The organism is Halomonas sp. KO116, from assembly GCF_000734975.2.
In the GTDB taxonomy this organism is placed as follows: Bacteria; Pseudomonadota; Gammaproteobacteria; order Pseudomonadales; family Halomonadaceae; genus Vreelandella; species Vreelandella glaciei.
Genome location: NZ_CP011052.1, coordinates 2,688,051 through 2,708,234 on the forward strand (window position 1 = coordinate 2,688,051; position 20,184 = coordinate 2,708,234).

A 20,184-nucleotide genomic window follows, 5' to 3' on the forward strand; every position below is an offset into this window, starting at 1 on the left:
TCTGGCTTTCAAACGTTACTGCTCAAGTGCTTACCCATAAAAAGCAAAGCCTCTCTATGCAGAGAGTCGTGCTTTCAGCTTAACGCACCTAATGATCTTCGCCAGATTGATTGAGTTCATCGGGAAGACGCTCTTCAGCCCGAAGGGTGAGCACTTCAAAACCGGAAGCAGTGACGGCAATCGTGTGCTCCCACTGGGCTGACAATGTTTTGTCACTGGTGACCACCGTCCAACCATCCCGCTTGGTTTTTATCTTGGCCCTGCCCTGATTAATCATGGGCTCGATGGTAAACACCATGCCCTCTTTTAACGCCAAGCCTCTGCCTTTCTTTCCGTAATGCAGCACCTCCGGCTCTTCATGCATTTCCCGGCCAATGCCGTGGCCGCAATACTCACGAACCACAGAGTAGCCATGCTGTTCGGCATGTTGCTGGATCGCAAAACCCACATCGCCCAAGGTGGCACCGGGCTTGACCGCTTGAATCCCTTGCCACATGGCTTCGTAGGTTTTATCGACCAGTCGCTTGGCATAGGGAGTGACATCGCCAATCAGGTACATCTTGCTGGAGTCGGCAATAAAGCCGTCTTTCTCCAGGGTAATATCGACATTGACGATATCGCCTGATCTGAGCGTTTGCTTGTCGGATGGAATGCCATGGCACACTACGTGGTTCACTGAGGCATTCAATACGTATTGGTAATCGTATTGCCCCTTACTGGCCGGGCGAGCCTCTAGTTGATCGACGATATAACGCTCGGCCCAATCGTTAATGGCCATGGTGGATACGCCGGGCGCAACTCGTTGATCAAGATGGCTGAACACCAATCCGAGTAGCCGGCCGGCTTCCCGCATTAAGCGCAACGCCTCCTCGTTTTTTAGCGTTACCTCACTCACCGACCACCTTCCTTACTTCAACGTCGGCTTGTTTCATTTGCTCACGCATAATCTCAGAGAAAGTCATGGTCGGATTGGCCTCAGCGAGCATGCCCACTTTTATCCAGTACTCTGCCTGGGCATTGATAGAGCGCACCATCACCGAGCTCGCTTTGCGAATATCTTCGTGCAGCTGATCATTGATTTTTACGATACCCATCACACCATCCAATATATGAAACGAATATAAACCATATACGGATCATATATCGCGTGACGACTGGCGGCAAGGCTACCTGGTTACGTTAAGCTGTAACGTTAGAGAGAGGTTTCAACGCCACTACTTTCTTGCGCAGCGCCAGCTTCGGCTTCTCTAACGAAGCGCGCCACTGAGAACACTCCTGCTGTTGTTGCGGGTCGTTATCGGGGCTTGCGCCGAAGGCATCCAGCCAAGCCTGACGGGAACACAGGTCTTGATACTCCCCGAGCAGGCCCTGGCGGTGCTTCAATTCAGTCAGGAACAGCTCGGGAGTCTGCGGATTCAGATCAGCCAGATAGCGAATGCGCTTCACGCCCTTGCGCAGTTCATGGAACTCGGCGTCTTGAGCGTCCAATGAGAGTGCCGCCAGATCCTCATCGTGGCGTGCGATGCGCTCGTCTAGTACCGCCTTGATGCGTTTTGGCGTGAGTTTTGACAGCGCCTTTCCAACATCATCGGAAGCGATAAAACGCTGCCAGTCCTCAAGCTCTTCAGCGTACTCCGGTGCATTTAACTGCTGGCACAGCGTCTGGTGCCGTTCCCGCTGGCTAGCCTGCAGCCACTGCGTTAACCCCTTTCGAGTAACCGACGAGAGCGGCGGTGATGTCTTGCCCATATCCTCCAGAAACACATCAATATCACGGAGATCACTGGTGGCCTGGGCGCGATGCTTGAGCCGCTTAAGCATCTTCTTAAAACCAGGCACTCGGGTAATGGCGTGCACGGATTCACCCACTGCCCGGCTGCGGCGCAGATTGACCCGGTACTGGTGCAGAAACTCAGGATCAACACCTGCGATGACGCCAGGCTCCAAGGCCCGAATCATCTGATACTGGTGCTCCAGCATGGCGCATATTCGGCTGGCAGTGTCGCCTTTGTGTTTGGGTGGCTGGGGGGCAAGGCGCTTGAAAAGTGGGTAACTGGCCGCTTCCGGGGTCAGGCACCCCGTCAGTTTAGCTCCGCCCTGCTCCACGCTTTTCCAGGCAGTGCCAGACAGCGTGAAATGCAGCACGCTACCGGTGGGCAGCGAATGCGGCGCTGTGTTATCGAGCCAACGGGCCAGATCATGCAGCGCCGGGTTATGCCCAATCACCAGCACCCTTTCGGCTTCATCCGGTAACGCTTTGAGCCATGCCTGCAGCCCGGCGCCATCGAAAGTGTAAAGGTCTTCATCGAAGTGAACCTGATCGACCAGAGTATGTTCAGGCAGTTGCACCGCGATCTCGTCGAAGGTTTCCCGCGTGCGAGCCGCTGTACTGACGTAAATCTCCCCTTCCAACGCTTGCCAGCGCTGCAGCACATACGCCATCGCTGCTGCCTGTCGCTTACCCCGCTTTCGCAACGGCCGTTGGTGGTCGGTCATATCGCCACTGGGCTGTTTGGCCTTGGCGTGCCGCATTAGGTATAAGTGCCGCATGGGTTCGCTCACAAGTAAGGGGGTGTTGAACGAAGTTTAGTACACGCGCATCACCTATTGAGTAAGATTAAAGGCGCCCCCCGCCTTCGCCCTCTTTTATAGCATCGCGACACACCACGACTTGGTTCCTGCCGCCGCGCTTGCCAGCATAAAGCATCTGATCCGCCCGCGTGATGAGAGAGTCTAGATCGACCTCACCACTATTCGTTGCAGCTACCCCGATGGTGACACTTGGGCTCAGCTCGCTCATCTCTTCCTTTAACGGCAGCTCAGCGACCTTCTTTTTCAAGCGCTCAGCGATGATTTGCGCATCGTTTGGGTTAGTGTTCGGCAGGGCCACTACAAACTCCTCCCCACCAAAACGCCCTATTACATCCGATGGACGCAGCGACGCTGCGCAAGCCTCTGCGATTTTAATCAGCACCCAATCCCCGTGGCTATGCCCCCAGGTATCGTTAATACGCTTGAAATGGTCGACATCGATCATAAAAAGGCTAAACGGCATCTTTTCTGACTGTGAGCGCTGTAACAGCTCCTCGGCCAGTTTCATAAAATGGCCCCGATTATTGAGGCTGGTCAACGCGTCCCGCTCTGCGACCACTCGCAGCTGCGCCTCCAGCGATTTTCGATGTGCTATTTCCGCGTGCAGCTGGTGGTTATAATCACGCTCTTCGTGAAGCAACGCATACTGCTTGCGCTGAAGAATCTCCAAACGCAGCAAGGCAAAGAACCCCACCACGATTCCCATAATCAACAAAAGTACGATGCGAAGCGCCGTTATCAGGGCAATCTCCGTAAACAGAACAGCAGCGACTAAAAAGCCAATATTTAAGTAAAGGCTGGCAAACACCACCACGGTTAGCAGGTTGGGAATTAGAAGATAGAACGCCATAGTGGCGACCACCACAGCGGTAATTTGGGTGGGGAGACTGTCTGGGCGTAAAGGAATAATCAAAATGATGCCCGTTGCCAATATCCACAATGGCAACGCGTGGAGCCAGGGGCGATAAGAATGGCCAAGCCCATACCTAACAATCAAGGCAATAAGAAGGCAAAGACTTACCACCACAGCACGCATGCTAAGCAGCAGATAAAATTCGCTAGTGAGTCCAAGCAGGTAGTAATCCGAAATCGCAAACATACCAAAGACTAAGGTCGCGACGCTTAAGGCACGGCTAAACTCCAACCTAACGTTTTCCTGGATAGACTGGCGATACATCGACTCCCTGCCAGCGTCGCAAAATTGGCCCGTTAACCAATGCACCTGGTTCCGCTTTTTTTGTAATGGCAAAGCCCCACACTCCCTGAGTAACGCGGCGATTTCTTTCGGGTTCACTAAGTAAAGCTACCCCACTAACCGAAACAGTCAACTGGAGTGAGTTAGCGAACACGCTTATGCGGCTTCACCACCAGCCAACTGGCCAACTGGCCAACACCAAGCTGCCGAATAGCGTATAAACCACCACAAACACCCACTCCGGCAACGTCAAATAGAGCAGGCTATGCAGCCAGTGCTGAATAAATGACCCCGAATAGGTGCCAGCGCCCACCTCTGCTCTAAGCGCCATTTCCCAGGTGGTTAACGGGCAAACGATACCTAACCAGGCTTGACCCACCACATAGCCAATCGCGCACAAATGCACGATGCGGAAAATGCGATTGCGCACCCACTGCCAGTTCAGAAAATAGCCCGCGTATACTGCGAATAAGCCGAGTACCACGAAGGCCACAAACAACACATGAAGTATGAGGATAGCGTCGGCTAGCAAAAGTAGCAGGGACGGTGGCATAGGGAATGGGCTATCTGTCACAAAACACCTCAACCACTAACTGAAACATTTGTTACATGAATACCAGCGTTCGTTAATAACATCCTTTTATAATACTTACCGCTAATTGCGCACTAGGCTTACTCCTGTATAACAGCGCAATATTTTTGGCCGCCGTAGACTAAAAGACCGTCAGTAAGGCCTCTCCCAGCGTTTCCGCCCATTGTGACAATGCTTCTCACACCATAGCCGAAGGACAACAACAAAAGATGGCTCAGAATAACCGTCGTCTCGCCATGCAGGCTTGGCTGTTGATTCTACTCACTAGTAGTTTGCTGATCAGTGTCAGCAGCCTGCTGCTAGACCGCGTTGCACACCTTCCGCTACCCCCACAGTGGCGTTTAAGCCCTGACGGCACCCTTGCCGTGCTGTTGGTTAGCGTCGGCCTGCTGGCCCTGCTGAGCCACCAGTCACGCTGGCGACGTTTAGCCGGTGGCCTGATGATCGTATTGGGTGGTTATAGCCTTGGCCATGATCTTCTCGCACCGGGAACGGACGACGGGCTTTCATGGCTCACCGGACAGCCACGCCTGGGCAGGGTACCTGCGTTGCTGGTGGTAATCATGGGAACGAGTTGTTTCTTTTCTCCGGCATCGGGGGGCACTCGGCGCGGTTATCGCTTGATCGGCTGGGCGTCGATCATCCTCGGCGTCGCTACGTTGGCTTATCCACTGATCACCCAGACGTCACCCGACTCGGTGGCAGGCCTCACCTCCATGGGTAGCTTATTCTGCCTTCTGCTGGGCGCGGCTCTACTGATTATTGCCCATCAGCGCACCTATCCGACGCTGCCACTGCCCCGCTCTGCCATTATCGTCGGTGTGTTAGGCGTCACGGTCAGTATCATGATCTGGCTGGCCAGCAGCTGGGTACAGTACAACGCCCGCCTCACCGCTGCCGATACGCTAGTGAACAATGTCGCCGATGGCATGGAGCAGCGGATTGAGTCAAGAGTAAAACAGGTTGAGCGCCTAACAGAGCGCTGGATGGCGTTAAGAGGCGAGGGTCGTAGTGCCGTTCGCGAGCTTCAAGAAGTAGAGATGCGAACGTTTATGCGTGACGAGCCAAGCTTGCTGGCCATCGTTCACTTAGGCGATGACTCCCAAGTACGATGGCGAGTGGGTCGTGAACCCGCAAACCTACTATGGATGATGGATCAACTGACCGGCCCCGCGACACTGGGCTGGCTACGTCAGCAAAATGAACTTCATCAGCGTGTCAGCTGGCATTTTCCTGATCCCGAACGCAGCAGCCACGGCCTACTAGCGGTGACGTTCGATCGTGGGCAGACTACCATGCTGGCTGCTATCGACTTAGCCGAGATCATCCAGTTGCAGCGTCATCTGGATACGAGTGGCTTCACCATCACGTATACCTCAAACGACCAAACGTGGGGCACGTTGGCTGCCAAAAGTTCGCACGGAGCCCTTATCCCGAGGGCGTTTGACTCCCGCGAGGTGACGCTGCCCGGCGGGCCAACCTTCACGATTACAGCACTGGATGGGCCGCTGTCGCTGAGCAGCCTGCCCGGCGCTTTGCCAGTGATCTTCGGCCTAATGGGGTTAGTATTCTCTTATCAGTTGATCATGAGCCGTGCCCTTATCGCCTTCCGTAACCAACAGGCCACCGCTTTGCAGCTCAATGAGCAGCGCTTCCGGTCCCTGTTCACCCATAACCCAGATGCGGTATTTGCTCATCACCGTGACGGCACCTATGAAAGCCTCAATCCGGTGACGGAAGCCATCGTGGGACTCTCGGAAAGCGACCTACTGGGAAAGCACTTCCGCTCAGTCGTCTGCGAACCAGCGTGTTCCAATCAGGATGTAGAGCGTACGGAGATCGCTTTCAATCGCGCCATCAACGGACTCCCCAGCAGCTATACCATGCGCTTCGTACGCGAAGGGGCTTCTCAAGATTTGGAAGTAACAATGGTGCCCATAGTGGTTGATGGCGAGGTCAGCGGGGTCTTCGGTATTGCCAAGGACATCACCGATCGCGTTGCCGCCGAGGAGCGGCTGCTCATTCTGGAGCGAAGCCTTGAGGCGAGCGGCAACGGCGCCATGATCATTGACGTTCGTACGGAAGAGAAACAAGTGGTTTATGTGAACCACGCGTTCACACGGATTACCGGTTACCCAGAGCAAGAAGTTATCGGCCACGCGCCGCTACTTCTCAGCGGTGCTGAAACGGATACTGAGGACACCAAGCAGATCCAAGCAGCGATCCAGCACGGCATTAGCCTGACCACCACCGTGCGCACTTATCGTCGCGACGGCTCCCCTTTTTGGAATCAACTGTTCCTGTCGCCGGTGAAGGATGCCAATCAACAAGTTAGCCACTTCATCTGCATTATCAACGATATCTCCGAGCGTAAAGAGCAGGAGAGCCAGCTGGCTTATCAGGCGACCCACGACGTTCTGACCGGCCTTGGCAATCGAGCGCTATTCAGTGATCGCCTGGCCCATGATGTTGAATTGGCGGCTCGCAATGGCCAAACGTTGGCCGTACTCTTCGTTGACCTGGACGAGTTCAAACCTATCAACGATACGCTCGGCCACAACGTTGGTGATCAGCTCTTGATCAGCGTGGCAGAGAAGCTACAGCAGGGGTTGCGGGTCAGTGATACGCTCGCCCGCTTGGGTGGCGATGAGTTCGTACTGCTGCTGCCCGACTTGAGCCACCCCGATGAGGCCGAAGAAGTGGCCGGCCGGCTGTTGGAAGCACTCAATAAACCCCACCGGATCAATGAGCACGAGCTGCACGTGTCGGCCAGCATTGGTATCGCCGTAAATCGCGCTGGGCTCGATGAGCCCGAGCGACTGCTTCAGCACGCAGACATGGCTATGTACAAAGCCAAGCAGCAAGGTCGTAACACCTACCAGATGTACACGGACGATCTCGACAGCAAGCTCAGTCAGCGTGTCACCCTGCGCAGCGAGCTACAGGAAGCCATTGAGCACGGCCATCTCAACCTGCATTACCAGCCCCTGCTGAACCGCGCAGGCGATGTCGACGGACTAGAGGCGTTGGTTCGCTGGTACCACCCGACCAAGGGCTTTATCTCGCCAGCGACGTTTATTCCCATTGCGGAGGAGACCGGTCAGATCATTCCGCTGAGCCGCTGGGTAATGCGGCAGGCCTGCAAAGATGCCCAACAATTGGTCGAACAAGGCCTGTTAAAAGGACGCATGGCAGTCAACCTCTCGCCCCTCCAGTTTCACCGCCCCAACTTCCTCAGCACGTTGCGCAATGTACTGAACGAGACGCACCTTGCACCTGAGCACCTGGAGCTGGAACTGACTGAAGGCATACTGATGCGTGATGCCGACGGCGCCATCGATATCCTCCACGCCCTAAGCGGCATGGGGGTCAGTACCGCCATCGACGACTTCGGCACCGGTTTTTCCAGCCTGAGTTACCTGCGCGACCTGCCCATCGACAAGATCAAGATCGACCGCAGCTTCGTGCAGGATGCTGCCAAGAGCGACAAGAACGCCGCTATCTGCCAGGGCGTTATCACCTTGGCGCTGGAGCTTGACCTGAGGGTGGTTGCCGAAGGTATCGAAACGGTAGAACAGCACGACTACTTGATGTCACTAGGCTGCGAGGTTTTCCAAGGCTACCTGTTTGCCAAACCGATGCCACTGGACAGCCTCATCACTTGGCTTACGCAAAAAGCCCAGATGACATCCAACGCATGACGGCAACATCAAGGTGATTCTCCTGTGGGACCAAACTGATGTTGAGCCTTTAATGGTTTTCGTTATATGAGCCTGCTGGCCCGCGTTAGATTGTCATTAGCTTGCCGCGGTGGGTACCTCGGCACTCAGCGATTTTTGAGGCAGCGACGGAGTCGACGATGCAGCGCCTTCTCTGAGCTGGAAGGTGCCAACAAGATCTGCCAGGCGGACGGCCTCGTCTTCCAGTGATGACAAACCGATGAACAGCGCCGGATAATGCTGGAAATGGCTGTCTCCAACGGTAATCCCCCCGAAAAACCAGGGTGCAAAGAAAGCGGGCGCAATCAGCCCCTTAGCCTAGTAGTGTCGCCACCAAGCTGATCAAAATGGACTGTACGCTATATCGGCTAGAGCACCAGCTTCCGGAATAAGCCTTCATCCAATAGAACCCTGGCGCTTTGCGTACCGGGTCTAATGATACCCCCTATCACTTCCCCTTTATTCGTTGCTGGTGCCCAAAAGCTGAATTCGACCCAATGGCGCGTGTGAATGACAAGGTCTCATGTACGCCTGTACCAAGGTTACGGCTGGAAGAGCACATTTCTCTCATGGTTAATTTTTACTTTTAGCAGTGCGCACTAACCAATATTGTGCAGGAAATCCCTCTTTTTCTTCTCTTCATGCCTGCCATACTGCCTTGAGCTATATATAAGAGATAACTGTAAGTACACTCACTAGATCTAGATAGAGGAGAGAGACATTGATTACTTCATTGGTTAATAAATTGAGCTACTACATGACTCTCTCCAAAGAAGAAAAAAGGGTGCTGGAAACGGCGGGTACCCGAAGCATCTCTGTGGAGAAAGGAGACGTTATTATTAACGAAGGCGAGCGGCCTGAAAACGTCTATCTCATAGAAAAGGGGTGGGCATGTCGCTACAAGCTTTTGGAAAATGGTGAGAATCACATCATGGCTTTCCTGATTCCGGGTGATCTATGTGATGTGCATATCACCATTCTCGAAGAAATGGATCACTCAATACGCGCGCTTACCCCAGTAACAATGCACAAATTTCCAGCGGATGAGATACGCAATATTATGGAAAACCACCACCGACTGGCGCGAGCGCTTTTCTGGTCAACGCTGGTAGATGAAGCTGTTTTACGTGAATGGCTGGTTAATATGGGAACTCGGTCAGCCGAGGCGCGCTTGGCACATATTTTTTGTGAGATGCTGATACGTACTCGAATGGCTGGGCGTGCTGAAGATGATAATATTGAATTTCCACTGACCCAGGCGGAACTCAGTGAGTCGATGGGGCTAACCCAGGTACATATCAACCGCGTTCTTCAAAAGCTGCGCCACGAAGGCCTAGTGAAACTGGAAAAGAAACGCTTAACGATTCTTGACTGGGATCGGTTAAAGCAATTTTCACAATTTGACCCGACTTACCTGCATTGTCAGAACGTATCTGGATAGTCCTCACTGAAGAAGCCTTAAAGTTGCTGCTGTACTGATATACCGTGGGTATTCGCTGTTCGCTGCCACTTTAGTGATCTATAGAGGTTCCTAATCGCGACAAACAGCTTCTTTGTTATCCTAAACAGTTGTTATCCAGTAAATGGGTGACCCCACGGTTAGCAACCGGATCCCAGACACCGCTTAACCTTTCTCTACCGTCTATCCCAGCTATGCTCGATACTTCCTAACTGAGATTTTTATTGATCTTAGTTTTCCAGCAACAGGTACCCTTTATGCAGTATTTCATTAAAAGCGCAGATCTTCATGACGCCGTTATAATAAAAAAATTGAGGGGTTAGCTGAACTTAGCAGAGAAGAAAAGATTATTAATTATGTTTCACTCCTCCATCTCAGACGTTCAGAACGGAGTAACGTACTAAAGTCTTCTGCCGAAAGCGGCCTACTAAACAAAAATCCTTGAGCACCATCGCAGGCTTGTAACTTAAGATGTTCCAACTGTGCCTGGGTCTCAACGCCCTTAGCGATAATGCGTAACGATAAATTTTGGCCAAAGTTGATGGGTGCGTTGATGAAAATGGCATTTCCCGGTTTATCAAGCATATCCTGGAGAAAACAGGAGGCGATATTGACCGTATCGATAGGAAAGCATTTCAAGTATCTCAGGCTGGCATTGCCCGCTCCGAAGTCGTCGATACAATGCGTATCCCTAAGTGGCTCAACGCCACTAGTGTCGAAGCAGTAGTGTCATTTTGATTATGCAAGAGACTGCTTTCGGTTACCTCTAATTCTAAAAAGTGTGCTTCTAACCCAGTCTCGGCCAATATCTCGGCAATTCGAGCGGGCAATGTATTATCTCGCAGTTCAATGGCGGAAATATTCACCGCGATAGGCTCGATATTGACGCCTTCAGCTCGCCACGCCTGTAGACGATGGCAGACCTCACGCAGCACCCAGTGACCAATGGGAACGATAAGTCCGCTAGATTCTGCGACAGGTAGAAACGCCATAGGTGCTATATTGCCAACGGTTGGGTTGCGGCAGCGCACCAGCGCTTCAGCACTAACCCAGTCACCGGTAGTTATATCTACCCTGGGTTGGAAATTTAGAAAGAGAGACTCTTCCTTCAAGGCCTGATGAAGTTGAGACTCAATACGGATATGTTGGTCTCTCGTGTCATTCATGTCGGCCTTGAACAGTTGGTAGGTGTTACAACCGCTATTTTTCGCCTGATACATGGCCGTGTCAGCATTATTGAGCAACGTACGGTCATCGGTTCCGTGGTCGGGATAGAGGCTGATCCCGATACTGGCGGTAATACGCAACTCATGGTTACCGATTTGGTGAGGCGCGGCTAACGCGCCAAGTATTTTCTCTGCGATCCTGACTGCATCCTGAGGCTTTTCAATTTCGCTCAATAGCACCACGAACTCGTCGCCCCCCCTGACGGCATATCGTGTCTGTGTCGCGGATACAGTCGCTGAGGCGAACAGCAACTGACTTTAAAAGACAATCGCCTACTGCATGGCCAAGTGAGTCGTTGATGGGCTTGAAGTCGTCAAGGTCTAGATATATCAGAGCGACCTGATGCTGATGCCGCTTCGCCAAACCGATGGCTCGGGAAAGTCTTTCTAAAAGCAGGATGCGATTGGGCAAGCCAGTGAGTGAATCATGCTGCGCCAGATAGGCAAGCTTTAGCGATTGGGTGGGCGAATGGCAGGCATTATGAAACACGATCACCGCCCCCTGAGATCGCCATTACGATCATGGATGGGCGCTGCTGAGTCCTCTATCTCTAACTGACTACCATCTTGGCGAATCAGAATGCAATCCATGGCGAGCCCGACAGCGCGGTTCTCTTCCATGGCTCGTTGGGGCGGGCTGCTAGCCGTCTTTAGTGTTTGCCCATCGACAATCTTGAAGACCTGAGCTAAAGGCTTGCCGAGCGTATCAATGATCGACCATAACTTATATACGCTACCGTACGTATCGCATAATTTAAAATGCAACTATATAACACTCAGCAAAAACGAGAGGATTTAATAAGAGTAGCGGCGCGTTCCTTGCGAGGTCGAACTGGAAGATCTTACGTTAGCGGCGCCGCTTGTTCCTTGCAGCGCATAGTGCAACAACCTGTTGTATAGGCAAATCCATCGAAGCTCTAAGAATGAAACTAACGGGTAAATAACCACATGACCCTATGTTGGCGAAAACTGCGTGAGAAATCCACCCACCGGGAACGCTTTCCTGAGGTCACTAACAGCTCACCTACCTGTCCGAAAACTTTATGTGCGTTAGCGTACAGTCCTGTGCTCCCGATATTCTATACTTATCTAAGTGTATGTGAATCGGCGTAAATCACCGTATAAAAATACCTATAACACATACTCCCCAGTGCTAGTTTAAACAAGACTGCATGACGCTTGAGATAATGAGAGAGGGGTATTCAATGCTTGAACCGCGTGATTTTCAACAAAACGCGTTGCTTAGCCGACTGCCGGAAGAAGAACTGAATCGCCTATTGCCTGATCTCGAAAGGGTGACGCTGACATTGGGCCAATCGCTGGGGGAGTCCGGAGAGCTGATGAGCCATGTCTACTTTCCGGTTGATTCCATTGTTTCATTGCTTTATGTAATGGAGAACGGTGCTTCAACAGAGATTGCCGTTGTAGGCCATGAAGGCATTGTAGGCGTGTCGCTCTTTATGGGCGGTGAGACTACACCCAACCGAGCGGTCGTACAGAGTGCCGGGCACGCTTATCGTCTTAAGGGTAACTTGCTCAAAAACGAATTCTACCGCGCTGGTCCGATGCAACGGTTGCTGCTGCGCTACACCCAAGCCTTGCTAACGCAGATGGCACAGACGGCGGTATGCAATCGTCATCACAGCCTCGATCAGCAGCTATGTCGCTGGCTGCTGCTCAGCATTGATCGGTTACCTGGCAAGACATTAAACATGACTCAGGAATTGATCTCCAATATGCTCGGTGTTCGTCGCGAAGGGGTGTCTGAGTCGGCGGGTAAACTTCAGAAATCCGGTTTGATCTCCTATAGTCGTGGATGTATCACTGTAATAGACCGGGCTGGGCTAGAAGAGCGTGTCTGTGAATGCTATGCGGTCGTCAAGGAAGAGTACGACCGCCTGCTGAGCCACGAGAACGTAACAACGTAATTTAAGCGCCTAAATCAAGGCAACAAGCCTAACCGCAAAAAAGTATTAGCGCGTTGTGTACGCTAGCGAGCCGACGCGTGAAGCATCCAATGTTATTATGTAAGACTAACGTTAGAAGTTTTTCTAATGATGGTTTTGCAGCCGACATTGAAATGATTATTACCTTCATTGTGCCGATTGCCAGGTTCTTATGACCGGAGAGGCGCATGTCTTATTTTTTGCACACTCCTAACACCAATCAGCTACTTGCGTCGCTACCAGACGTTGAGCGGTATGCCTTGATGGCTGACTGTGAAACCGTGGAACTTGCCTTTGGCAAAGTGTTATGCCAGCCCGGCGATACGATCACCCACGTTTACTTCCCTATCGATAGTTTTATTTCACTCATTGCAGTCATCAATGGTGGCATCCGGCTTGAAGTCGCGATGGCAGGCCGAGAAGGTATGCTGGGCACCTCACTGGTGCTAGGTATCAATGAGGCGCCCCTCCTTGCATTGGTTCAGGGCTCGGGGACCGCCTTGCGTATCAGCGCTGCCCGCTTCCAGTGGCTACTTGAGAAGGGCCCTGTACTGCATCAACGGTTAAATAAGTACCTCTATGTGGTGATGAATCAGCTAGCGAAATCAGTGGCCTGTAACCACTTTCATCAGATTGAAGCCCGGCTCGCCCGCTGGCTGTTGATGACGGAGGATCGCGCTAACTCTGCTCAATTGCAGCTGACCCATGAGTTTCTCGCCATGATGCTCGGTGTCCGGCGTGCCGGGATTACGCTGGCAGCGTCCACCCTTCAGGCCCGTAGCCTAATTCGTTATCACCGTGGCGCAATCGTCGTGCTTGACCGACCGGGTCTGATTGAGACGGCCTGCGAGTGCTACACCGAAGATTGCGCACTATATGCCAGAGTAATGAAGTCATTGTAAAAGAAAAGAGAAGTAGCGCTCTGACCTCTCTCCCAAGCCCTTTTATCCAGCAACATGGACCGACTACATATTCGTTCAGACGGATGTCTCGGTTGGAAGAGAAAAGACGAATAGTTAAGTGTGAGCAAAATATAGACCTCACACTATAAGTGCTGACAAATAAAAAATGCTCAGATAATGCAAAGCAAGCGCCTTAGACGAAGCTTTACATTATCTGAGCCATTCGAGCATAGCGTTGTACTTTGGCACTATCTTGAGTGTCTAAGCGGTGGTGGAAAGAACCAACCGGCCACCGTTACCTTACGCAGTAAGATCCCAGAAATGCGCTATATGGCGGGTCGAAGAAATACCGACTTCCAGCATATACCTGCCTTCTTCTCCGAGGCCGTCTTCCCCCTCTGCCATGATCGGCGTTCCGTGCCCCATTTTCCCGATGATGTATTCCTCGATCACCTCCCGCCCATCCGCGTTGCACCAGACCTGTCGAGGAAAACTTTCTACCTCCTCCACCCTGGTCGGTGGCCCTTCGACCTCGTGAATCTTCTGCCACTGTCGAACGATGGAGTCAGCATTGGCATTGTCAACAGTCAAATCGCTGCCACCATGCCAGACCGAAATTGTTGGCCAAGGGCCGTCAAATGTCGACGCTCCACGCACAAGCGAGTCGAGCTTGCTATCCGAAGGGCCGCCATATCCTTTCATGCGAACCATCGCTTGCATCAGAGTGTCCGTGCTGCGGTAGGGTAGTCCAGCGATGATCGCACCTCCCGCGAATACCTCTGGATAGGTCGCCAGCATCACAGATGCCATTGCCCCACCCGAGGACAACCCCGTGATGTACACACGTGTTGGGTCGATGCCGTGATCCTCAACGACCTGATTGATCATATGACGAATAGAGAGCGGTTCGCCTCCGCCACGACGGGTGTCGCCAGCCTTGAACCAATTGAAGCTGCTAAGAGCGTTATTGGTTTTCCTCTGCTCCGGATACAGAAGCGCTATTCCGCATTCATCGGCGAGAGTTGACCAGCCTGATCCGTGATCATAGCTCTCAGCCGACTGGGTGCTGCCGTGTAGAACGACGACGAGTGGCCCATTCTTCTGAAAATTCTTCGGGATATAGGTGTCTGCATGCAACGACCCAGGGTCAGTTCCGAATTGTTTTAACGAGGTCAGGCGATTATGGGTATCTGAAGATGTCGTCATAAAATCTCCTTTGCCAGTTTAGTTTGGCTCATAAGGCTACCCGCAAAGAAAGACCGCTCTGGAAAGCCTTACTCAGGGTAGTTCTTTCTGAATTTTAAGCTGAATCCTTCTCTTCGATTGCAGCTGAACAATGATGTGTAGTTATCTATGTGATTGCTAGGATGCCCTCCAAGGGCCCTGCCACCTCAGAACGATCGCTGGAATCGCTCACCTTTGGTTAGCTAGAATTCAGGGCCTGGATGCCTTCTCTTCACCCTGAGCAGATCTCGGACTCAGCGCCAGCGCGAATAACACAAGGCCCACCGTAGCAGGGAAGATTCTCGCACTAAGCGAATCCTGGCCAGTGAAAGCCAAAAGCAAGGCTATCGTTCCAAGCGTTAGCACAAAAATGATTTTCATGACATTTTCCTTACAGCGGATCACGTTAATGCTAAGCCTTCATGCCATGGAGAAGGAGTTGCCCCCCCTCATCTCGGTGCTCTTACTCGAACCATTGCTCGTAAATACCCATCGCAGCACTACAGATATGGTTACTCATCATTAGTAATGAAAGTTGATGGGCCATGCTGTTAGCATCTGCCGGGGCGAGAGTAGAGATTATTCGTCAAAAACAATGTCAGGTGACGATACCTAATGCCAAGGACAACAGCAGAACGAAGAATGGAATACTATTATTACTATGGAAAAGGGGCGCTGCATCCTTACAGCGCATAGCGCAACTTCCTTGTTTAGGCATGTCCTTTGCCAAACTCTCTCTTAGGATGACGCTTACAGAAAGCACTCACCGTGCGCTTACGCACATAGCGGCGAAGGATTATCAAAAATAAAGGTTACTTAAATTAACTACTCTGAGAACTCACCCGATGAAAAGGAACTTTCCCATTACTGTGATTTTTCAGCGGTGTATTTTTGCTATTAGCCAAAGACCATTTTTTCAAATTCACAACACGACAAAGTAGCGTAATGTGCCCAATAAAGGGCGAGGCTGTGTGAAAACCCGAAAACTATTGGCGATTACAGAGCTCAGCCGTATTGGCACCATTTACGGCCAGCAAGGCAAATCACAATATCCTCACTCATTATGCCAACACCTGGAATTAATCGGGTAACGCCTAAGATACACCTACTAAGGAGTCCTACCAGCTTTTACAAGCGCGACAGAGCCATGATTAAGCCCTTAGTCTCTCAATCGACTTTGAATTTAGTGAGTTTGTCCAGGCGTTTCTCGTTAGCGAGAAATGCGTCCTCAGCGACTGAAATCTCCTTTATACCTTGGAATAAAGCAAATTGGTTGGGCAGAAGGCACCTCTGCGTCTTCGAGATATCTGGGCCATCCGTGTACAGCTACAACTTGCAAAAAAGACGAGAGATATTGCCCTCTTCAATTTAATCATCGATAGCAAAGCTGCGACCTCGTCAATTGATAAGTACGGGATATAGCCCATGGTACGCGCATATCTCCACGAGCCATGGTGATGAAGCAAAAGACACACCGACCTGTCCCGTTCGAAATTACCGAGCAAACTCGCGTCGCTATCATCGACTGGATACCGCTTGCTCAGCTCCTGACCTTTCCCCCAAGCTTAACTGCCAGTACCCAACGTCTTGCCACTGATTGAACTTAAACCCAACCTTTTCAAATTGGGCTACTTTTTTCATCCCCATTTTCTCGTGTAGCGCAACACTGGCTGGGTTGGGAAGCGTGATGCCGCCAATCACCGTCTGAATGCCACTCTCTTTGAGTTTGGAAAAGAGCGTTTCGTACAGTTTTGCACCCAAGCCCCTGCCGTGCGCTTGGTTGGAAAGGTAGACGCTGGTTTCCACTGCAAATCGGTAGGCGCTTCTCTCCTTCCATTTCGTCGCATAGGCGTAGCCCATCACCGTGTCGCCTTCCACTAAGACGATCCAAGGTAAACCTGCGCTCTGCACGCTTTCTATCCTTGCTTGAATCACTGCTCCAGAAACCGGCTTTTCTTCAAAGGAAATAGCGGTATTTTCGATGTAGTGGTTATAAATTTGCGCGATGGCTTCCGAATCACCTTTGACCGCATCTCTGATCATGGTTTATTCCATTTATATTCTAGGGGTTAAGTTCAACGAGTAACAAAATTCGACTGACGCTTTCTTGGTCAGCTAAGGCGCCTTTAACACTAAGCCAGGCGTCACCCACACCGCGTTGCCAGAAACTCGCCATTACCAACGGGGACGGTGCACGTGGTGAAATCGGGATCTGCCGATACCAGCGCCATAAAATCAGCCATTTCATCTGCATGGGAAGTGGCGTTATCCACCACAAGCAGTCCGCCCTTGCGTAAAACTCGCTGGATATTCGGCCACCACTGCACATAATCCGAGCGTTTTGAGTCTAAAAAGAGCAGATCGAAACAGGCATCGTCCAGCCTCTCAAGAAAACCACCCGCCTCACCCCGATGCTGAGTGATGACATCAGAGAGGCCTGAGCGCTCAAAATTCCTCACGGCCATCTCAAGCTTGAATTCGGAGAGCTCAACGGTAGTGACGTGCCCACCAATCCTCTGCACTGCCTGGGCCAGCCACAAGGTGGAGTACCCATTCGAGGTACCAATTTCCAGCACTCGTTGGGCATTGGTTGCTTGAACAAGTACCGATAGGAACTCCCCCGTATCGCGGGTGATATTGAGCATTCGTTTTGGGCGTTCAGAAATGGCAGCATCATTTTGTTGGCCAAATTTCTCAAGTTCCGTTAGCAGTTCTTTAATGGTTTCACTCACAGTTGTCTCCCGCTAGGCACAGCATTTCCATCATCAAATTTACCGGCCTTGGCTTACGCAGGCCGCTTGGCAAGCAGCGCCCAGACACCCGCTGAAGAGAGCAACGTTCCGCCAACCAAGTTAAAACGGCGCTGGGCACGACGCGATGCCAGTATCTTGCGCACCGACGTTGCGAATACGGCGTAGAGAGTGGCATTCAGCATTGCCAACACCACGAACGTGACCGCAAGTATCCATAGCTGCTGCCCGGCATCGGCGTTCGGGCTGACAAACTGCGGCAAAAAGGCGACGAAGAAGATAATGCCCTTCGGGTTAAGCGCAGTAACGAGATAGGTATTGGTGAAGAGCTTCCAGCGCGAACCCGATACCGCCGGTGTTACTGGCTGCACCGACGAAATACCGGCTCGCAACAGCTTGATGCCCATATAGAGCAAGTATAAACCGCCGATCCACTTGATCACGGTGAACCAGAATGCCGAGGTGGCTAACACCGCTCCCAAGCCAAGCAGTGAAAAGAGCAGCGCCGTTGAGTCACCCAATGCTACCGCAGCGACAAGCGGAATATTGGCGCGCCTGCCTTGTGCAATGGAGTAGCTAACCACGGTCAAAATCGTTGGCCCAGGGATAGCGAGCAACGCCAAGGACGCAAGAGCAAAGGCGAACCAGATTTCAATAGACATGGAAAGCTACCTCACAGGTTGTTAATGCTAAGTTAGCATAAGCTCAACAATGATTGGAGTGCTCTGCTAGAAGCTCAGTGAATCTATCTATCCCGCTTGCTTTTAACCATTACCACAAGCCCAACTGAACGGCGACCCAGCGCCCCGGTGCCAGGGAACCAACAAAGGCACCGACTAGCCCTAGATAGGCGCCAACCATCCAACCGCGATGCTGCTCTACCCTCCCCTTGAGGATAGCCACCACTGCAACGGCAAGAGCCACTAGCACCCACAACGAAAGCAGATGTATCGGCCCAAAGTGACCTATCAGCGGCAGAACGCCGCCGCCAAACCAGAAGGAGCTCAAAGCAGAGGATGCCATGGCGAGCACCCAGGTACTGCCCATTAGTCGATGGAGCATAGTGCCCTTTGGCGAAAGCAGCAGAATAGCCCCAAGCCCCAGGGCCAGAAGAGACGCGTAGAGATGCAGGGTAAACGCCATGGAACCTCCGAGAGCTAAGTCAATCGCCTGGCAAATGCAACTTGTTGCATAAGGCTAGCCCCTGCCATTTTATTATGCAACTATGTGCATAACGTTCGAAACACACGGTTACTCATGTCCCTACGCGCCGTTTTATTAATCACTCTTCAGCGTGAGCCCGGCACTGGCTACGATATTCTTCAGCGCTTCAAAGCGGGTCTCGCCCATGTTTGGCAGGCGAGCCACCAGCAGCTCTACCGCGAACTTGACCGAATGCGCGACGATGACCTACTAACGTGCGAGACACTGCCGCAAACCGAACGCCCCGACCGCAAGGTTTACCAACTCACCGAAGCGGGGCGACAGGCGTTGGACACCTGGCTCGCCGAGCCCTTGTCTACCGGCCCTGTGCGCCAGCCATTGTTTGCCAAGTTTTTCGCCTGGGAACGCTGGCCTGAGGAGGCCCGCCGCGAAGAGCTCGCTGCCTTCAGGAAGCAACTCCAGGAACGCCTAACGACTTACGCTGCCATCGAACAGGAGTGGTTTAGCAACCCAGAGACGTTGACGCCCTCCCAGCTTGCGCCCTGGCACACATTGCGACTTGGACAACGCCTTACTGAAACCTGGGTGGAATGGGTCGATGAAGTGATGGAGGAAGATTAGCTTTTGGTGCAACCAGCTTCTCGTGGAAGCTGGGGGCTTTGGTGGGGGACTGTGATCAGCCAATAGAGGCTGCCAGCGCTTTACGGGCTTGCTTTTAAAAGTTCAGAAAACGAGGGAGGTAGGAACTCATCGATATAGCTATCATTGAATTCGACAAACCGCGCCAACGCTTCGGGGTCGGGCAGCTTCACGTGCTGGCGGTTTCGGATCACCAAGCCCTCATCACGCAGCATCGAGAAAGTCCGGCTCACGTGTACCGGGCTCATCCCCAGCGCGTCGCTAATCAGCTCCTGCGTGAGCGGCATGAGGAAGCTATTGTCCTCAACGGCATTGATCCGTTTCAGTCGCAGATAGATTTCGTAGAGAAAGTGAGCCAGCTGCTCGTGGGCTGAGTACTTGCCGAGGTAGATCAGCCGCTCGGAGAGTTGCGCCTGCTGACGCATCGCAGTCGCCATGATACCGACGGCTAGGTTTGAACGCCCAAAAAGTTCAAAAAGCTGCTGATAGGAGAACGGATAGATCACACCTTCATTAATCATCGCCGCACTTGCCAGGCGTCGAGTGAAGCCAAAATCGCGAATGCCGATGATATCACCAGGAAGGTAGAACTTGAGGATCTGCTTTGAGCCATTTTTCAAGTTGCGATAAGAATATGCCCACCCTTCCTTAACCACGCAGAACAGATCAGCCTCCTCGCTCTCCTGCCAGAGCACCTCGCTTGCTGACATGTATCTAGTGCTGAGTTCAAGACCCAGCAATAGCGCTTTGTCTTCAGGCGACAGAGCACCTTGGGT

The 20,184-nt window shown here is 52.2% G+C and carries 17 protein-coding genes and 1 pseudogene; 5 read left to right on the top strand and 13 right to left on the bottom strand.

Annotation, left to right across the window (positions count from 1 at the left end; translation table 11 throughout):
• Nucleotides 1-88: 88 nt before the first annotated feature.
• The 5 genes from map to KO116_RS12485 form a co-directional block, all read right to left on the bottom strand.
• Nucleotides 89-895, bottom strand: coding sequence for a type I methionyl aminopeptidase (gene map, locus KO116_RS12465; RefSeq protein WP_035565966.1), 807 nt, complete (start codon nucleotides 893-895; stop codon nucleotides 89-91).
• Nucleotides 888-1,094: a ParD-like family protein gene (locus KO116_RS12470; RefSeq protein WP_035565969.1), complete on the bottom strand. Its 207-nt coding sequence runs from the start codon at nucleotides 1,092-1,094 to the stop codon at nucleotides 888-890. Before KO116_RS12470 ends, map begins: the two co-directional genes overlap by 8 nt.
• 85 nt (nucleotides 1,095-1,179) lie before the next feature.
• Nucleotides 1,180-2,550, bottom strand: coding sequence for a CHAD domain-containing protein (locus KO116_RS24130; protein ID WP_052703764.1), 1,371 nt, complete (start codon nucleotides 2,548-2,550; stop codon nucleotides 1,180-1,182).
• Between the two features lie 67 nt (nucleotides 2,551-2,617).
• Nucleotides 2,618-3,769: a GGDEF domain-containing protein gene (locus KO116_RS12480; RefSeq protein ID WP_082072584.1), complete on the bottom strand. Its 1,152-nt coding sequence runs from the start codon at nucleotides 3,767-3,769 to the stop codon at nucleotides 2,618-2,620.
• 184 nt (nucleotides 3,770-3,953) lie between these two features.
• Nucleotides 3,954-4,361 (bottom strand): DUF2784 domain-containing protein, encoded by a 408-nt coding sequence (locus KO116_RS12485; protein ID WP_235272384.1) that lies wholly within the window; start codon nucleotides 4,359-4,361, stop codon nucleotides 3,954-3,956.
• Nucleotides 4,362-4,588: 227 nt separating this feature from the next.
• On the opposite strand from KO116_RS12485, the gene KO116_RS12490 reads away from it, so the two are divergent.
• Nucleotides 4,589-8,080 carry a sensor domain-containing protein gene (locus KO116_RS12490; RefSeq protein ID WP_045812130.1) on the top strand — a complete coding sequence of 1,164 codons (3,492 nt, stop codon included), beginning with the start codon at nucleotides 4,589-4,591 and terminating at the stop codon, nucleotides 8,078-8,080.
• A gap of 739 nt (nucleotides 8,081-8,819) precedes the next feature.
• Nucleotides 8,820-9,539, top strand: a complete 720-nt coding sequence (locus KO116_RS12495; RefSeq protein ID WP_035565975.1) for a Crp/Fnr family transcriptional regulator — start codon at nucleotides 8,820-8,822, stop codon at nucleotides 9,537-9,539.
• A 372-nt stretch (nucleotides 9,540-9,911) separates the two neighbouring features.
• Here the strand turns inward: KO116_RS12495 and KO116_RS24135 are convergent.
• A pseudogene (locus KO116_RS24135) lies at nucleotides 9,912-10,966 on the bottom strand (putative bifunctional diguanylate cyclase/phosphodiesterase).
• A complete protein-coding gene (locus KO116_RS24680; RefSeq protein ID WP_158414216.1) occupies nucleotides 10,944-11,273 on the bottom strand; it encodes a diguanylate cyclase domain-containing protein in 330 nt (109 codons plus the stop codon). Before KO116_RS24680 ends, KO116_RS24135 begins: the two are co-directional and overlap by 23 nt.
• A gap of 715 nt (nucleotides 11,274-11,988) precedes the next feature.
• Here KO116_RS24680 and KO116_RS12505 point away from each other — a divergent pair.
• On the top strand, nucleotides 11,989-12,711 hold the full coding sequence (locus KO116_RS12505) for a Crp/Fnr family transcriptional regulator (protein WP_035565977.1): 723 nt from the start codon (nucleotides 11,989-11,991) through the stop codon (nucleotides 12,709-12,711).
• Between the two features lie 206 nt (nucleotides 12,712-12,917).
• The gene (locus tag KO116_RS12510; protein ID WP_035565979.1) at nucleotides 12,918-13,631 is read left to right on the top strand and encodes a Crp/Fnr family transcriptional regulator; all 714 of its coding nucleotides are present in this window, start codon (nucleotides 12,918-12,920) and stop codon (nucleotides 13,629-13,631) included.
• A gap of 300 nt (nucleotides 13,632-13,931) precedes the next feature.
• Here the strand turns inward: KO116_RS12510 and KO116_RS12515 are convergent, their stop codons facing one another.
• The 5 genes from KO116_RS12515 to KO116_RS12540 form a co-directional block, all read right to left on the bottom strand.
• On the bottom strand, nucleotides 13,932-14,837 hold the full coding sequence (locus KO116_RS12515; protein WP_035565981.1) for an extracellular catalytic domain type 1 short-chain-length polyhydroxyalkanoate depolymerase: 906 nt from the start codon (nucleotides 14,835-14,837) through the stop codon (nucleotides 13,932-13,934).
• 1,536 nt (nucleotides 14,838-16,373) lie between these two features.
• Nucleotides 16,374-16,898, bottom strand: coding sequence for an arsinothricin resistance N-acetyltransferase ArsN1 family B (locus KO116_RS12525; protein ID WP_035565987.1), 525 nt, complete (start codon nucleotides 16,896-16,898; stop codon nucleotides 16,374-16,376).
• Nucleotides 16,899-16,999: 101 nt separating this feature from the next.
• On the bottom strand, nucleotides 17,000-17,587 hold the full coding sequence (locus KO116_RS12530; RefSeq protein ID WP_035565990.1) for an O-methyltransferase: 588 nt from the start codon (nucleotides 17,585-17,587) through the stop codon (nucleotides 17,000-17,002).
• 53 nt (nucleotides 17,588-17,640) lie between these two features.
• Nucleotides 17,641-18,267 carry a LysE family translocator gene (locus KO116_RS12535; RefSeq protein ID WP_035565993.1) on the bottom strand — a complete coding sequence of 209 codons (627 nt, stop codon included), beginning with the start codon at nucleotides 18,265-18,267 and terminating at the stop codon, nucleotides 17,641-17,643.
• Between the two features lie 109 nt (nucleotides 18,268-18,376).
• A complete protein-coding gene (locus tag KO116_RS12540; protein ID WP_035565994.1) occupies nucleotides 18,377-18,748 on the bottom strand; it encodes a DUF2306 domain-containing protein in 372 nt (123 codons plus the stop codon).
• Nucleotides 18,749-18,862: 114 nt separating this feature from the next.
• On the opposite strand from KO116_RS12540, the gene KO116_RS12545 reads away from it, so the two are divergent.
• Complete coding sequence (locus KO116_RS12545; RefSeq protein ID WP_035566003.1) at nucleotides 18,863-19,390, top strand: PadR family transcriptional regulator; 528 nt, start codon at nucleotides 18,863-18,865, stop codon at nucleotides 19,388-19,390.
• Between the two features lie 80 nt (nucleotides 19,391-19,470).
• Here the strand turns inward: KO116_RS12545 and KO116_RS12550 are convergent, their stop codons facing one another.
• Nucleotides 19,471-20,118 carry a Crp/Fnr family transcriptional regulator gene (locus tag KO116_RS12550; RefSeq protein WP_235272386.1) on the bottom strand — a complete coding sequence of 216 codons (648 nt, stop codon included), beginning with the start codon at nucleotides 20,116-20,118 and terminating at the stop codon, nucleotides 19,471-19,473.
• Between the last annotated feature and the right edge of the window lie 66 nt (nucleotides 20,119-20,184).